Origin of the sequence: Gallibacterium genomosp. 1 (genome assembly GCF_001678575.1) — a bacterium.
Lineage (GTDB): Bacteria > Pseudomonadota > Gammaproteobacteria > Enterobacterales > Pasteurellaceae > Gallibacterium.
Genome location: NZ_JTJP01000013.1, coordinates 21,533 through 38,339, shown reverse-complemented (window position 1 = coordinate 38,339; position 16,807 = coordinate 21,533). Strand labels below are relative to the sequence as shown.

Sequence of the window (16,807 nt, the reverse complement as noted above, 5' to 3'; positions counted from 1 at the left end):
ATACCCCTATTCACTTTTCTTTTCTCTTGATAATAAATTTGCTGCTGCTTCAGTTGCAGTTAACCCACAGAATAGCATTTGATAAATTTGCTCAACAATCGGCATTTCTACCTGCTGTTGTTGTGCTAATCGATAGGCCTCCTGTGTGTTGAAATATCCTTCTACAACTTGCCCAATTTCCTGCATCGCTTGTTCTACAGAATAACCTTTGCCTAACATCATTCCAAAACGGCGATTACGAGATTGATTGTCGGTACACGTTAAAACTAAATCACCTAAACAGGCCATTCCCATAAATGTGTGTGGTTCTGCACCTAAAGACAATCCTAAACGTGAAATTTCTGCTAAACCACGCGTGATCAATGCTGTTCTTGCATTCGCTCCATAACCGATACCATCTGAAATACCAGCACCAATTGCGATCACATTTTTAATCGCTCCACCCAACTGCACACCAATCATATCCGGATTCAGATAAACGCGGAAATGTTTACTGCAATGAATACGTTCCTGTAACGCTTTGGCAAAAGCCTCTTCTGTTGAAGACAGCACAATAGCAGTCGGCAAGCCTGAAGCCAGTTCTTTAGCAAATGTCGGCCCTGATAAAACAGCCAATGGCATATTATTTCCTAAAATATCTTTCGCTACCTGATGTAACAAGCGTCCGCTATTATGTTCCAAACCTTTACTTGCCCAAATAATACGATGTTGCGGTTTTAATAAGGGCTTAATCTGCTTTAAAACATCGGCAAAAACGTGACTCGGCACAACGATCAATATATCTCGGCTGTTTGCAACTGCTGTATCCAATTCAGTTTCAATTTGTAATGCTTTCGGAAAAGTAACACCGGGCAAAAAACGTTCATTTTGCCGTTGTTGTGCCAATTTTCTCATTTCTACCGTATTTCGCCCCCATAATATTGTTGGCAAGCCATTTCTCGAAAGTGCTATCGCTAATGCTGTTCCGTAAGAACCAGCACCAATTACGGTAATGGGTAAAAATTCTGTCATAACTATCGCTTTTATTTGATTAGTGTTAAACAAAGGATAGACGAAAGAGAGAGGATTTCAATAAGATTTTAGAAAAGAGGTGAAAAAGCATCTCCGAAGAGACGCTTTTCAGAAATTAATTTACAGTTTCCGTTTTTTGTTCTTGAGCAGTCTCCGCCTGCGCTGCTTGTTGACGTTGCAAATATTCAACAAATAAAGCATCAAAATTAACCGGTGCCAAATTTAATGCAGGGAATGTGCCTCGATTAACTAAATTTGAAACTAATTCTCGAACATATGGAAACAACATATTCGGACATTGTGAAGTTAATGCGTGAGCTAACTGCATCTCTTCTAAACCGCTGATAGCGAAAATACCTGCCTGTTTTGCTTCACAAATAAAGGCAACAGTATCAGTACCTTCCAGTTTGGTTTCAATAGAAACATTAAGTACCACTTCATAAAGATTTTCTGCTAATACATTTGTTTCTGTATCCAAATCGAATTTTAAGACCGGTTTCCATTCCTGTTGGAATAAATGAGGTAAATTCGGTGCTTCAAATGAGACATCTTTTACATAAATGCGTTGAATCTGCAACATTGGTTGTGCTTGTTGTTCTGAACCTTGTTCTGCTGTTTTATTTTCTTCTGCCATCACTAATTTCCTTTTTTATCTAATCAACTTTTTTTAACAAGAGGTAAATTCGCTGCTCGCCAACCTTGGATTCCCTCTTTTAATGAATAAACCTGCTTAAAACCTTGTTTATACAACTGCTCTGCTGAACCGCGTGAAGTCATTCCTGAAGCACAAACAACAATGACCGGTTGCTCTTTGTACTGCTCCAATTTACCAAGATTATGCTGTTTAATATCGCTTGGTAACACATTTTGACTGCCTGCGATATGGCCACGCAAAAACTCTTCAATACTACGTAAATCAATAATAACGGCATTCTGTTTATTAACTAATTGTGACAAAGTCGCTTGATCAATCTCCTTTGCACCAGAAACGGCACTTTTTACAAAAACATAAATTGTCCCGATAAATACGACAATCCACGCAATAACCATCACCGTATGTTGAGAGGCAAACGCTATTGCCTTCGGCATAAATTCTTCCATTTATTTTGATCTCTTATCTTATTAATGGTTAAAAAGTTGAATAAGTATAACCTTACTCTATAGAATTAAACAATCGAAACATCATTTTTCCGGAAAAAATCTCAACAAAAATAAAGCACTTCTCTACATTATGCAGAAAAGTGCCTATTTCTTTTAATTAAGCATTAAAGATAATATTTTTTAATTACTTTCAAATCATCGCTTAATTCATAAACTAAAGGCTGTCCAGTTGGGATCTCTAAATCCATAATGCCTTCATCAGAAATACCTTCTATGTGTTTCGCCAAAGCGCGAAGTGAGTTACCGTGAGCCGCAACCAATACTTTCTTACCGGATAATAATGCTGGTGCAATTTGATCTTCCCAGAAAGGTAACACACGATCTAAAGTTACTTTTAAATTTTCACAATCAGGCACTACATCCGCCGGCAAATGTTTATAACGGCGGTCATTATGTGCTGAATTAGGATCATCTTTTGCTAATTCAGGCGGCAATACATCATAAGAACGACGCCAAATGTGAACTTGTTCATCACCAAACTCTTCCGCAGCTTCTTTCTTATTTAAGCCTTGTAAACCACCATAGTGACGTTCATTTAAACGCCAAGTTTTAATTTGTGGAACCCATAACTGATTAGATTCTTCCAAAACAAGGTTACAAGTTTTAATCGCACGAGTTAATACGGAAGTAAATGCGATGTCAAATTCAAAACCAGCTTCTTTTAATTTACGACCTGCCGCTTTTGCTTCTTCAACCCCTTTTTCACTTAAATTAACATCGCGCCAGCCGGTGAAAAGATTCAATGCATTCCATTCACTTAAACCATGACGAATAAACACTAATTGCATAATGATTCTCCTAAAAATTAGATCAAAAAACTGCACTCTTTATAACAAAATTTGATTACTTTTAAAATAGAACGGCTTCGCTTTTATTAGAATTGCTGATCTTTAACAAAAAAAATTCTAAAATAGCACCAAATTATTCTGTTTTTTATCATTATCATTGTTTGAATTATGTTCAATACCCGTTTTACTGTTCAGTCTTTATGCCACCTAATATTGTGTTCATTATTACTAATGAACAGCAATATCGGCTATGCAGTAAATGATCTTGCATCAATTCAGCAACAAATAAAACAACAAGAACAAAAGATTGCTCAGCAACAGCAAGAAAAAAGCCAGTTACAGTCACAACTAAAATATCAACAACAAAAGATTGAAAAAATTAGTGATCAACTGCAACAAAGTAGAGATGAACTAAAAACAATTCAACGCAATATTCAAAACGGGCAAAAACAAATTCGCCGATTACAACAACAAGAACGCGAACAAAAGCAACAGCTGGCACATTTGCTTGATTCTGCTTACCGTAAAAATTTACAACAACACGAAATTGAGAAAATGTTCTCTCAAGAAGCACGCGACAGTGATCGAATGAATACCTATGTGAAATACATTAATCAACAAAAAATCGCATTGATTCAGGATCTTAAACAGACTCAAGAACAGCTAAAGCAGCAACAACAGCTAGTTAAAGAACAGCAACAACAGCAACAACAGGAAATTAACAAGCAACGCCAGCAACAGCGTTCATTACAGCAAGTTAAGAACGAACACCAATCCACATTAGCCAAATTAAATCGCAGCCTAACCGCCAATCAAAATAAATTAACGCAATTAAAAGAGAACGAAAACCGACTACGCCAAGAAATCGCTGCGGCGGAACGAGCTGCTAAACAACGAGAACAACAGGAACTGGTCTCTTTACAGAAAAAACAGAAAAAAGCGGAACAGGAACATCAAACTTATAAACCGACAGAAAAAGAGCAACAGTTGGTTGGGAGAGGAAATGGTCTCGGAGCGGCACGCCGTCAATATATAATGCCGGTTTCCGGACGAGTAAGTAACCGCTACGGCTCAATTCAAATGGGAGAAATCCGCTGGAAAGGCATTGTTATTCAAGCCAATCGTGGTGCAAATGTGAGAGCCATTGCTCCGGGCAAAGTGATTTTAGCTAATCGTCTTCAAGGTTATGGTTTGGTCATTGTGATTGATCACGGTCGAGGTGATATGAGCATCTACGGTTATAACAGTACATTGCAAGTCCGAAACGGCGATGTGGTCAGTGCCGGTGAAACTATTGCTCAAGTTGGGCAAAATGAAGACGGTCGTGCAGCACTCTACTTTGAAATTCGCCGTCAGGGTGAACCAGTAAATCCATCACATTGGTTAAAGTAATAGCGGAGTTAACAGTGAAATATTGCATAAAATGTCTTCTTGCGTTATTAATGCTGTTCAGTTTGTCACCTAATGCTGCTCAATTAGCTATTGTGATCGATGATATTGGTTATCGTCAGCACGAGGACAATGCTATTTTTGCACTACCTTTAGCCGTCAATGTTGCTATTATCCCTTCCGCACCTTATGCACAACAACGTGCAAAACAGGCTCATCAGCAAGGTCGTGATACTTTAATACATATGCCAATGCAAGCTAAAAGCAATATAAAACTAGAAGCCAATGGCTTAGTGCTTGGGCTAACACCATCTCAAGTTTCATATCGTATTGATTTAGCACAAAATATTATTCCCAATGCTATCGGAATGAATAATCATATGGGAAGTGCCGCCACTTCCGATAGCGGTTTAATGCATATTTTAATGCAACAATTAGCACAAAGAGGATTATCATTTCTGGACAGTAAAACCATAGGTAATAGTGTTGCTGTCAAAATTGCCAAACAATATGGTGTTAGTGCGTTAGAGCGTAATATTTTTCTTGATGATAATAATGAATATGACAATATACAGCGCCAATTCCAACGAGCCATTCAATATGCAAGAAAACATCAAACTGCTATTGTTATCGGACACCCTAGAAAAAATACTATTGCCGTGTTACAGCAACAGTTATCCCATCTTCCAGCAGACATTGAATTAATCAAGATCAGCCAACTTTGGCAACAATCTCCTCAATTACTACAGCCATTTAATTTCTGGTTTAGTGATATTCCTGCACCAACATCAAAGCCACCATTCTATTTTCAAGAAAATTTACGAGGAATTCCGCAGTAAAATTAGGTTTAATTCTTGAAAATTCAGTCATATATTGTTACCGTTTACGCTATTTTTAAATTTTCATTTAATGATACTAATAGTAAGAAATTAATTTCGATAGTGAACAATAATCCAGAGGTTCGGTAATGATGAAATGGCAAAAAATATCTTTCTCTCTTACAATTTTATTTGCCGCCCTATCTGCTTTTGCCGATAAGCCGATAACCTTAAAAGTGGAAGGTATCAAAAATAAAACCGCCTATAATAATGTGATGGTACATCTCTCTTCACTAAAAACTATCCCTGTGGAAAATTCAGATCGTTATTATTATTTGGCAAGTAAAACGATTGATGAGGCATTACGTGCTGTTGGTTATTTTAACAGCAAAATTGATTATCAATTTGTGCCACAGCCTAATGCTAAACAGGATATTCTAATTGCTACCGTTATGTTAGATGAACCTGTTAAAATTGCCGAAATTCAGGTACATCTATTGGGTGATGCGAGAAAAGATGAGAATTTTCTTGCATTACAAAAACAGGTTCCTAAATTAGGTAGCGTCCTTAATCAAGGCGTTTATGATGACTATAAAGGGGAATTAGAAAAAGTAGCTCTTGCTAAAGGTTTTTTCGATTACCAATTTTTAACGCATCGTTTAGCGATCCTACCTTCTGCTCACGAAGCCTATTGGCAACTTACCTTCGACAGTGGTAAACGTTACCATTACGGTAAAATTCGTTTTCAAGGTTCACAAATTAGAGACGATTATTTGCATAATATTCTTGCTATTCAAAGTGGAGATCCTTATTTAATCAATGATCTTTCTGAATTAAGTACAGACCTCTCTGCCAGCAACTGGTTTAAATCTGTTTTAGTTCAGCCTAATATTGATAAACAAAATAAAAAAGTCGATCTTGATGTTTTAGTTCAACCCCGCCTAAAAAATAGTTATGAAATCGGGATCGGTTACAGTACCGATGTTGGTCCTCGTTTACAGTTCGGTTGGAACAAACCTTGGATTAATAGTCGTGGACAAAGTTTTTCTTCCAATTTCTATATCTCCGATCCTAAAAAAACCATTGAAGCAACCTATAAAATTCCCTTATTAAAACAACCGCTTAACTATTATTATGAAATTTCTACCGGTTATGAAGAAGAAAAGAAAAACGACACTGATACCTCCGGTTTAACCTTAGCCATTCTTCGCTATTGGAACAGAGAGACAGGTTGGCAAAATTCTTTCGGCGTAAGAGCTCGTTATGATAACTTTACCCAAGCGAATGTTTCCAATCGTACTGTATTAATTTATCCAACTGCCGGTTTTAACCGTACCCGTGTTCGTGGGGGATTATTTCCTTATTGGGGAGATGCACAGAAAATCACGCTTAATTGGGGGAATAAAACAGTAGGCTCAGATGTCAATTTTTATTCCGCTATTGCCTCCACTTCTTGGATTCGAACTTATGCAGAAAATCATCGTTTTTTAACTCGAGCAGAAATTGGCTATCTCTCAACCAATCAATTTGACAAAATTCCACCGGCACTACGTTTTTTTGCAGGCGGTGATAGAAGTATCCGCGGTTATGGTTATCATAAAATTTCACCGAAAGATAAAAATGGTGAATTAACAGGCGCAAATCGCCTTTTTACCGCCAGCCTAGAGTATCAATATCAGGTGAAACCAAAGTGGTGGGCAGCTATTTTTTATGACACCGGTTTTGCTTCTGATCGCTTTGCCTTCAATGATTTACGTAAAGGAACAGGCATCGGTGTGCGATGGAACTCGCCTATCGGAGCAGTGAAATTTGATATTGCGACCCCGATTAATGATAAAGACGACAGTAAAAATATCCAATTTTATATTGGCATAGGAGCAGAATTGTGACAGATAATCCAAAAAATCCCGAAACAGAACAAGCTACTGACAACGCACAAACTGCTTCAATTGCGATAAAGAAAAAAACATCCAAGAAGATTATCAAATGGTTTGCAATTAGCTTAAGTGCGGTTGTGATTTTACTGTTTACTACAATTATCTCATTTCTAAACAGTGAAACCTTACAACACAAACTACTCACACTACTTGATCAGAAAATAGAACAAATACAAATTACTGAAGTAAAAGGGAATTTAAAACAAGGATTAACACTATCTAATCTTACTTATCATACTGACGGCATTATACTTATCCTGCCAAAAACGCAGTTACAACTTACACCACAATGTTTATGGCAAATGACGATTTGCATTAATCAATTCAGCCTACAACAGCCACAAATTGAAATTGATACGGCATTGTTGCCACCAAGCGCACAAGATAACAAGCAATCCAATAGCAGCATAGCAATGCCGATTAGCTTAAATTTGCCACAAATTGAGATAAATCAACTTGCACTTAAAATCGATAATCGCTTGATCACACTTGATCATTTTTCTACCGGCTTGCAAGCAAACCGTAACAACCATTTTCATCTGTTGCCGACAAAAATCAATGGTTTAAGCGTTATCGAAACAGTGGAAAATCAGCTTTTGCAAAAATTGGAACAACTTGATGTTACAGATAAGCCAACACAAGAAAAAGAAGTTGAAAAACCAATGGATTGGCAAGCGTTAAAACAATCTTTAAATCAACCATTATTGGATAAAAAGCAAACACTAAAACTGCCTTTTAGTGTTGAAATCGATATCATTTCCGCCCAGAATTGGCTTTATCGCCAACAAAATACCAAAGGAAAAAATTTATCAGAACAGAAACTCAGTGAATTAGTGTTGAAAGCAAACAGCGATGATCAACAATTCAATTTAACTAAGCTCTATTTACGTAGCACTATTGTCGATCTTGATGGTCAGGGGCAGCTACAATGGCGTGATAATTATCCGCTTCAATTCACGCTGAAAGGAGAATTTCATCAACAAAAAATCCTCGATGAAAAAGGTGAACAACCCACATTTCCAAACAGCCATTTAACTGTCACTGCCAACGGTGAACTGTACGCTAAAACCAACATTAACACCAGCATTAGCGGCGTGGTGGATGCTACGCTATCATCACAGCTTGAATTAACCGCAGCAAAAACACCGTTTAGCTTGGATTTAGCGATTCAACAGGCAAAATATCCACTATTCTTAAGTAAAAGTGAAAATCCAGCAACCGATCAGATCCGTTTAGTAAAAACGAAATTGAATGTTGTCGGTGATCTGTTGCACTATCAGGCGACTCTACAAGGCAACGTTGAGGGGATGCATTCGCCAACGGTTGATCTGGAATTGAACGGTGAGGGTTCGATTGGTGATTTTCGTATCCAATCCGCACATCTGTCCGGTTTAGGCGGCAGTGTTGATTTGCAAGGTTACACCTCTTGGCAAAATGAAGTCATTTGGGATAGCCGGCTACAATTAAAAAACCTTAATGTTTACCGCTATTTTCACAGTGTAGATTGGTTGGCAACCCTCTCCGGCGAGTTGGCTTCTTCCGGCAAAGTCGATGCTCAAGGCTGGCAAGTGGATATTCCGGTTATCAATCTCACCGGCAGTGCCAATAATCGCCCAATTAACATTCAAGGCGATCTTGCCCTCAGCAATCAAATTCCGCTTCTTAGTAAAGGATTTCAATTCGATTATGGGCAAAATCATCTGCTTTTAAAAGGCAAATTGGCGCAAGATTCACAATTTGATTTAACGCTTAATGCACCTGATTTTAGCGGACTTTATCGAAGTTTAGATCTTGCCGCACAAGGTGAGATCCGGATCAGCGGTGATATTCAGCAGCCGGAACTGGATCTCAACCTTGATATTGCGAAGCTCAAATTTGATACGCTTTTACTACAAAATGCTGATATCAAAGGTAAAATCCAAAGCGATCAACAAAATATTCGCGGCAATCTTGCGTTAAAACTGGCGCAATTTAAGTTGGGAGATGCCGTGCAACTGACGCAATTACAACTCAATGCTAAAGGTGATGAAAAAAATCATCAGCTCAATTTGCGTTCTCAAGGCAAACCGGCTGCGTTAAATGTTGATTTACAAGGTAGTTTTGATCGCAATGCCGAACGCTGGCAAGTCAATCTTAAAAACGGCAAAATCGACACACTCATCGGACAATTCAATGCCGATAAAACCATTAATGTCGATTACCTCAATCAAAAACAGCAGGCAACCATTTCCGCACATTGTTGGAATAACAGCAGTTTACCGCTCTGTTTTCCGCAAACCTTTACCGCTGGAGTGAACGGTCATCTTCCGTTTAAATTGCAACAGGCGGATTTACGCTTCCTAAAACCATTTCTTGGCGACAATACGCAGCTGAATTCTCGTTTCAATCTTGATGGTGAGGTAAATTGGTATCAGGATAAACCATTTGATGCCAAACTGAATTTAGACAGTAATAGCTTGTCATTAGTGCAAAAACTGGATTATCGCCGTTTTGCATTGAATTTGGACAGAATATTGCTGAAAAGCACGATCAAAGATAACAATTTGAAACTGAACAGCGATATAAAAATTCGTAATAACGGCGAAATCAGTACCGAACTCACCTTAACCGATCTGTTGGACAGCAAAAAATTGGGCGGGAAGGTGCAATTCAAAGCCTTACAATTAGCACTGATTAAGCAGTTGTTAAATTCTGGAGATCAGCTTGACGGCAGAATTAATGCGGATTTGAGTCTGGCAGGAACGGCTTACTCACCACAATTACACGGCAGACTGGCATTGACGCAATTAACCAGTTCAATGCCGGCATTGCCGTTTAATATTAAGGATGGTTTTGCCAATCTGAACTTTAACGGCAACCGCTCCACAATGAAGGGTGAAATCATCACTCAAGAGGGTACATTGCACTTAAAAGGCGATAGCAGTTGGCAAATGTTAGATCACTGGCAAGCTAATTTAAATGCGAAATCCGACGGGCTGTCACTCAATATTCCAGAAATTGCAAAATTGACCGTAGTTCCCGATATTCATCTGCACGCGCAACCACAACACTTGAATATTGAAGGCAAAATCGATATACCTCGAGCTAATATTGACATTGAACAATTACCGGAAAGTGCGATTACAGTTAGCAACGATGAAGTGATTTTAGAACAGAAACCTAAACTTTCTGCGGATCAGCGTTTAAATAGTTTCAATCAAAAAACAAATGCATTTTTATCCACTAATATTAATATCAGTTTAGGAGAACGCGTTTTAATAAAAGCTTATGGCTTAAAAAGCCGTTTAGATGGTGTACTGAATTTACGTCAACAAGACAACCAGCTCGGTCTTTATGGTCAAATTAAATTACTGAACGGGCGTTTTGCTTCTTATGGACAAGATTTGCTCGTGCGTAAAGGTGAAATTATCTTCTCTGGATTACCATCACAACCAACTTTAAATATTGAGGCAATTCGTAACCCAACCGCAATGGAAAATAGTAATATTACTGCAGGCATTCGTGTTACTGGTTTAGCAGAATCGCCTACCATTCAAGTGTTCTCCGAACCCTCAATGTCACAAGATAATGCTCTTTCCTATTTACTCACAGGTAGATCGCTCTCTTCTGACGGTGGGAACTCAGGAGCTTCGCTAGGTGCTGCATTAATCAGTATGAGTTTATCCAAAACCGGAAAAATTGTTGGGCAGATCGGCGAGACATTCGGTATCCGTAATTTAAACTTGGAAACACAAGGTCTAGGAGATCAATCACAAGTTGTAGTTAGTGGTTATTTGACACCTCGTTTACAGGTAAAATATGGTGTAGGATTATTTGAACCATTAGCTGAATTAACACTTCGCTATCGCTTATTACCGAAATTATATTTACAATCCGTATCAGGGACATCTCAAGCTGTTGATCTCTTATATCAATTTGAACGTTAAAGGATAGTTACTATGAAAGAAATTGCTGTCGTCGATCTTGGATCAAACAGTTTTCATATGATTGTTGCCCGTATTGTGAACGGTTCAATCCAGATACTCTCTCGTCTTAAACAAAAAGTACAATTAGCCGAAGGACTCGATCAAAATCAAATCCTTAGTCAGTCAGCAATAGATCGTGGTATTGCTTGTTTAGCACTTTTCTCTGAACGTTTACAGGGATTTCCTGAGGAAAATGTACAAGTTATCGGCACTTATACTTTACGTCGAGCATTAAACAGTGATCAGTTCTTGCAGCAAGCAGCGCGGGTTTTCCCTTATAAAATCAATATTATTTCTGGTCAACAGGAAGCAAAATTAATTTACGCTGGCGTGTCACATACCCAACCAGAAAAAGGTCGAAAACTGGTTATAGATATTGGTGGCGGTTCTACGGAAATGGTAATCGGTGACGACTTCACACCGTTAATTGCCGAAAGTCGTCATATGGGTTGCGTCAGCTTTGCTAAACGTTTTTTCAAAGACGGCGTTATCAGTAAACAACGTTTTCAACAGGCTAAACAATGCGCTTTAGAAAAAATTGAAGATCTCACTTGGGAATATCGTCAACTTGGCTGGGAATCAACTCTCGGCTCATCCGGTACAATAAAAACCGTCGGTGAAGTTCTATTGGCTCTGCATTTTAAAGATGGGCTAATCACCCTTAATCGTCTTAATGATCTAATCGAACGTACCCTCAAAGTAACTCATTTTACACAACTGCATTTGCCAGGATTACACCACAATCGCATTGATGTCTTTGTGCCGGGACTGGCAATTTTAGTAGCACTATTTGAAACATTCCAAATAAAAAGTATGCGTTATTCAGATGGCGCAGTGCGTGAAGGCGTAATGTACAATTTTGAAGATAAATTCCGTGTCGGTAATATTCGTGAACGTACGGTAAACAGCTTGAACCAACAATTTAATCTGGATCGGCAACAGGCACAGCGAGTTGCACAAACTGCACAGATGTTGGCAAAACAGTTTAAATTATGGAAAGACACACAATACAGCGAAGAAATGAAACAAATTTTATACTATGCCGCATTAACTCACGAAGTTGGTATTGTCATTAACCATCGCAATGTACAAAAACATTCTGCCTATATTTTACAAAACACCGAATTGCCCGGTTTTGATAATGAACAACAACGTTTATTAGCGATTTTAGCACGTTTTCATACCGGAATTTTCCGTATTGCCGATATCCCAGACTGTTATCGTTACAACAATGACGATGTAATATCGCTGATTTTATTATTACGTTTAGCCGTTATTTTTAATAAAGCACGACAAGCAACGGAACAGACGGAAACTGGATTGCAAAACAAACACGCTCAACAGTGGCAATTAACTTTTCCGAATCGTTATCTTAAAAATAATCCACTGTTAAATAACGATCTTCAACAAGAACAAAAATTCCTTGCCTCTTTGGGGATCATTTTTAATTACCAATAAAAATATAAGGGTACTTTTCTCTGATCTGTACCCTTATGCATTTCAATTCTTTCGTATCTTAATCGATTGATAATTCCAATGAATTATCTTTTTAATCCTGCTGGAATTGCTGGGGCGACAAGGCGCGATAACTCCGTCCCTTGCAAATCAATCGAACCAAATCGAGGATGATGGTTATTCCAATCATTAACTGCCTGTTCCAGATCCTGCACATTATCGGCAACAAAATTCCACCAAATCACTGTTGGATGCGACAACGGCTCACCGCCCAATAACATAATATGCGTTCCCTGCTCTGCCCACATCTTTAATTCTCCCTGAGCAGATATGCAATCAGATAAAATCGCAATTTCATCCTTGGCATAGCTCTCTCCATTAATTTTAATTGTGCCGTTTATCACTAAAATGGCATATTCAAATTTATCCTGACGCTCAATTTCAAATGTTTGAGCCTGTTGAAAACGCATATCAACACCCACTAACGGACTAAATTGACTAGTCGGTGCTTGATGACCTTGATAACTACCGGTTGTTAAAATGTAATCAATACCCTGATCCGACCATTCCGGCAACTGCGGATAATGCTCAAAATTAGGCTCGATCTCTTTATCCATCGGCAAAGCAATCCATAACTGCACCGCGTGCAGATTTTTGACACCGGATGGCGTCTGTTCCGTATGACTGATACCACGATGATTACCGGTTCCGGCGGTCATCAAATTTACCTGTTTCGGACGAATTAATTGGCGATTACCTAGACTATCCTGATGCCACACTTCTCCTTCCAACATCCAAGTGAATGTTTGCAAATTGGTATGAGGATGCAAACCAACCTGCATTCCTTTATTTTCTTGACTGAATGTTGCTGGGCCAGCGTGATCAAGAAAACACCATGCTCCTACGGTTCTATGCTTATGTTGAGGCAAAAGACGAGCGACAGGAATACCGCCAACATCTTTAGTTTTAGCCAAAAATTTATCAATACTCATTTATTTTCTACCCACTGAAAAAAATGTTCCGCAAACTGTTTTAAGAAATTAGTAGTACGTTCATCTAGATCAAAACTTGCTTTACTCAAATAAACTTCTGGTTGAGATAAAACATTGGCACCAACAAAAGTCAGCACTTTTCGCAGATCCAAACCGGCATTAATACCACCATAAACCCCTGGAGAGGCTGTTATAATAGCAACCTTTTTATTTATCCACATATTTTTTCCATAAGGGCGAGTAGCAATATCAATCACATTTTTTAATGCGGCAGGAATGGTTCGATTATGTTCTGGAGACGCAATTAGAATAGCATCGGCACACTTTATCTGTTCTCTCATACGATTATAGGATGGAATGTCTATTTCATCTAAATCCTGGTTATACAAGGGCAAATTACTAATATCAATCTCTTCAATTTCAACATTCTCTGGTGCAAATTTCAGAATTTGATTTGCAATATGACGATTTAATGATCGCTTGCTTAAACTTCCTACAATGAGTGCAATTTTCATAAATTCATCTACCAATAATTATAAAAAAACAAGGGGGTAATCCCCTCTAAATAGTACAATATCAATCAATCAAAATTAACTTCTTTCAGAATCAAGTTGTTCATTATTATGTTCAATTTCACATACTTTTAAATATGATCTTTAGATTCACAAGCCCGACTCTATTGGTAACTCCGCTTTGCACCAAGCATCGAAACCGCCACGAACACTATAAACCTCATCAAAACCTTGCTCGACTAAAAATTGAGCCACATTACGGCTACTGTTACCGTGATAGCAAATGACGACTATCGGATCTTCAAAATCACAGCATTGGCAAAATTCACCATAACTTTGATTAGTTAAGTGAAATGCTGCTTGCGGATGGCTATAAGCAAATCGTTGTATATCGCGTACATCGACCAGAAATGCTTGTCGCTCCTGAACCAGTTGCCACGCAGTTTGCACATCAATTTCTTGAAAAGTTTCTGCCATAAATTCCCCCATAAAAATGAGCCGATATTATACAGAATTTCATTTGATTATTAACAATCTTACAACACAATTTTCCCCAATGGATAATACACAATCACCTGATTACCACTGCATTGAATATTAAAAATAATGCCATTTTGTTGCACATTTTTTTCACAATTTTCACCGATTACTCTTAAATTCCATTGGTTTTCAGCAACTTGTAAAGCCTGTGTCTCCTGCCACAACATTGCTGTTTGATGTTGCTGTCGATTAACCCAATGCTGTACTGATAACAATAACAGTGACAAAAAAATCAATGCTGTCAATACGCTAATAATAGTGCCACCCTTCAAATTATATTGCGTCAAAATCACGCCAACCACCCCTCATTTTCCAACTTGAATATCGTTTTGATAACTTCCGGATAATCTCTGCATCAAATACAATTTTAATATTTTCACCATAACGCAATTCTCTTTCATAAATAATTGCACCAAAAATAGTGCCTTTTCCTAAAATTTCTACATCATTGAGAGCAACAATCACACCATAAAAATCCTGTTCTAAGGTAATTACATTCTGCTCCACTTTCCATATTTGCGGCTGCACAGCTGAAGTGGGTTCCATCGATGATGTAGAGAACGGATAGTTGATATTGAAATATTTTTTTAATGGCGAATTTAAATTTTTTTTCGGTTCCTGAACAAAAATCTGTTGTAACTCACAATCAATAAAATGGTTTATTCCACTACCAAATTTATATTTTTCTGAGGTTAATCTTTCAGTATAATTTAAACTATCTATATGATTAGATTGACAAAAAACAGAATATTGTTGTTGATACTGTTGATATAACTGTGCTTGTTGCAAGGCATAATCTTGTCTTATTGATAGATTTTGACGATAAAGTGATAAATCATCTTCTGCCACCAACAACAATAACAGCACAATAGCGTTAATAAATAACAAGGTTAATAAATTGAGATAACCACTATGGTAATGCTGCATTTTGTACCTCATTGAGTAATGGCACTAGTGCGGTGGCTTGATAGGCGATCTGTTTTTGCTCATTTAAATATACTTTTAACGTTATCTGAACCCCTTTTTTCTCAGGTAGCCAATTAAATTTCAACATTTCCACAATGTAACTTTCCGGTAGTAGTTTATACCAACGTTTAGCAGTACAAGCCGAATTATTAAGATGTCGTTGGCACTCCTCAGCACGACATTCTTCGACAAAACTATTTTTTTCCATCAACAACATTTCAATATTATTATTGCCATAACGATAACCGAACAGTTCTTCGTTCAATTTGGTACTGCTATTGCGTCCATTTTCAATACAAGCTTGATTTTTCCGTTGACTACCTATACAACCATCCATATTTAGATCATAAAAAAACATAACACATTGATAATAACTGGATTTTTCCTGATTTAATTGAATACTCTTACCATCTATCTGAAACAATGCGAGGTTATTTTCCTGTTTCACAGCGTGATAGCCGGCACGGCGTAAATCTTTACTCATCAGCTGCAACGCTTTATGTACCTGATTTTGCAGTTGTAACTGCTGCTGTTGTTGCTGGCGATATTGATGAATTCTCATCAACAATGAAACTAAGATGGATACAATTAACATCGAGATCATCAATACAATTAACATTTCAGGCAGTGTTGCCCCGACAAAATAGGTTTTATGCTTAATCTTCATATTGTAAACAGGCACTCTCTGATATATTTTCATTGATTCTTACCTCACCAATGCCACTATATTTAAACAATATTCTTTGCTGCCCTGCCTGCAATAGAAAACACTTCTTTTTCATCGTGTTACGTTCCGGTTTAAACGTAGTCAACTCTTTTGGATAGTAATCTTTAGCGATAAAAGTAACTCTTCCCGGTGAATATGGCATATAGACTAATCTTTCTTGGTGTTTCTCGCAGCCTTGTAAATACAGACAATTACAAATTGCCACACTTTTTGGTTGTGCGATTAAACACCAATTATGCGCTGATTTGTTGCCGATTAACTGCCAGCTCTCCAAAGAATGGTTTATACGTTGTTGTACCAATGCCAAATAGCGTTGCAATCGATTCTGTTCCACATAAAGTAGAAATTGTTGCTGAATATTACGCCAATCAGGTGCAACCCATAACAACGAAAAAGAGAAAATAAAGATCACGACTAACAATTCAATCAAAGTAAATCCCGGTTGATATTTAGACATTACAAAAATCCAAAACACTTTTTTGAATGAGATTAATTGTTTCTAATAACAATGAGAAAAATAGTGCTTGTTTTTTGCGATCAGGATCG

Annotated in this window: 16 protein-coding genes; 5 read left to right on the top strand and 11 right to left on the bottom strand. The window is 37.7% G+C overall.

Annotated features, from left to right (window positions below; translation table 11 throughout):
* Positions 1-6: 6 nt before the first annotated feature.
* The 4 genes from gpsA to QV04_RS03710 all read right to left on the bottom strand — a co-directional run bounded on the left by gpsA (position 7) and on the right by QV04_RS03710 (position 2,960).
* A complete protein-coding gene (gene gpsA, locus QV04_RS03725) occupies positions 7-1,011 on the bottom strand; it encodes an NAD(P)H-dependent glycerol-3-phosphate dehydrogenase (protein WP_039133567.1) in 1,005 nt (334 codons plus the stop codon).
* A gap of 115 nt (positions 1,012-1,126) precedes the next feature.
* Entirely contained in the window at positions 1,127-1,645 is a 519-nt protein-coding gene (gene secB, locus QV04_RS03720) for a protein-export chaperone SecB (RefSeq protein WP_039133570.1), read from the bottom strand.
* Between the two features lie 23 nt (positions 1,646-1,668).
* Positions 1,669-2,112, bottom strand: coding sequence for a rhodanese-like domain-containing protein (locus QV04_RS03715; protein WP_039133573.1), 444 nt, complete (start codon positions 2,110-2,112; stop codon positions 1,669-1,671).
* A gap of 164 nt (positions 2,113-2,276) precedes the next feature.
* Positions 2,277-2,960, bottom strand: a complete 684-nt coding sequence (locus QV04_RS03710) for a 2,3-diphosphoglycerate-dependent phosphoglycerate mutase (RefSeq protein ID WP_039094662.1) — start codon at positions 2,958-2,960, stop codon at positions 2,277-2,279.
* A gap of 168 nt (positions 2,961-3,128) precedes the next feature.
* Between QV04_RS03710 and envC the strand changes: the two genes are divergently transcribed.
* From envC to ppx, 5 genes are all read left to right on the top strand, one after another.
* On the top strand, positions 3,129-4,352 hold the full coding sequence (gene envC / locus QV04_RS03705) for a murein hydrolase activator EnvC (protein WP_065231406.1): 1,224 nt from the start codon (positions 3,129-3,131) through the stop codon (positions 4,350-4,352).
* 14 nt (positions 4,353-4,366) lie between these two features.
* Positions 4,367-5,188, top strand: coding sequence for a divergent polysaccharide deacetylase family protein (locus tag QV04_RS03700; protein WP_039133580.1), 822 nt, complete (start codon positions 4,367-4,369; stop codon positions 5,186-5,188).
* A 128-nt stretch (positions 5,189-5,316) separates the two neighbouring features.
* The gene (locus tag QV04_RS03695; protein WP_082985564.1) at positions 5,317-7,056 is read left to right on the top strand and encodes an autotransporter assembly complex protein TamA; all 1,740 of its coding nucleotides are present in this window, start codon (positions 5,317-5,319) and stop codon (positions 7,054-7,056) included.
* Positions 7,053-11,030 carry a translocation/assembly module TamB domain-containing protein gene (locus QV04_RS11465; RefSeq protein ID WP_065231405.1) on the top strand — a complete coding sequence of 1,326 codons (3,978 nt, stop codon included), beginning with the start codon at positions 7,053-7,055 and terminating at the stop codon, positions 11,028-11,030. Before QV04_RS03695 ends, QV04_RS11465 begins: the two co-directional genes overlap by 4 nt.
* A 12-nt stretch (positions 11,031-11,042) precedes the next feature.
* A complete protein-coding gene (ppx, locus tag QV04_RS11460) occupies positions 11,043-12,527 on the top strand; it encodes an exopolyphosphatase (protein ID WP_065233162.1) in 1,485 nt (494 codons plus the stop codon).
* 83 nt (positions 12,528-12,610) lie between these two features.
* On the opposite strand, the gene QV04_RS03680 is transcribed toward ppx, so the two are convergent.
* From QV04_RS03680 to QV04_RS03650, 7 genes are all read right to left on the bottom strand, one after another.
* Positions 12,611-13,516 (bottom strand): pirin family protein, encoded by a 906-nt coding sequence (locus QV04_RS03680; protein ID WP_065231403.1) that lies wholly within the window; start codon positions 13,514-13,516, stop codon positions 12,611-12,613.
* Entirely contained in the window at positions 13,513-14,031 is a 519-nt protein-coding gene (locus QV04_RS03675) for an NADPH-dependent FMN reductase (protein WP_065231402.1), read from the bottom strand. The genes QV04_RS03680 and QV04_RS03675 overlap by 4 nt, the downstream gene beginning before the upstream one ends.
* 147 nt (positions 14,032-14,178) lie before the next feature.
* On the bottom strand, positions 14,179-14,505 hold the full coding sequence (glpE, locus tag QV04_RS03670) for a thiosulfate sulfurtransferase GlpE (protein WP_065231401.1): 327 nt from the start codon (positions 14,503-14,505) through the stop codon (positions 14,179-14,181).
* Positions 14,506-14,564: 59 nt separating this feature from the next.
* Complete coding sequence (locus QV04_RS03665; RefSeq protein WP_065231400.1) at positions 14,565-14,861, bottom strand: DUF5374 domain-containing protein; 297 nt, start codon at positions 14,859-14,861, stop codon at positions 14,565-14,567.
* Complete coding sequence (locus tag QV04_RS03660; protein WP_065233161.1) at positions 14,842-15,495, bottom strand: DUF2572 family protein; 654 nt, start codon at positions 15,493-15,495, stop codon at positions 14,842-14,844. The genes QV04_RS03665 and QV04_RS03660 overlap by 20 nt, the downstream gene beginning before the upstream one ends.
* Entirely contained in the window at positions 15,479-16,234 is a 756-nt protein-coding gene (locus tag QV04_RS03655; RefSeq protein WP_231924851.1) for a PulJ/GspJ family protein, read from the bottom strand. Before QV04_RS03655 ends, QV04_RS03660 begins: the two co-directional genes overlap by 17 nt.
* Positions 16,191-16,718, bottom strand: a complete 528-nt coding sequence (locus tag QV04_RS03650) for a prepilin-type N-terminal cleavage/methylation domain-containing protein (RefSeq protein WP_065233159.1) — start codon at positions 16,716-16,718, stop codon at positions 16,191-16,193. Before QV04_RS03650 ends, QV04_RS03655 begins: the two co-directional genes overlap by 44 nt.
* Between the last annotated feature and the right edge of the window lie 89 nt (positions 16,719-16,807).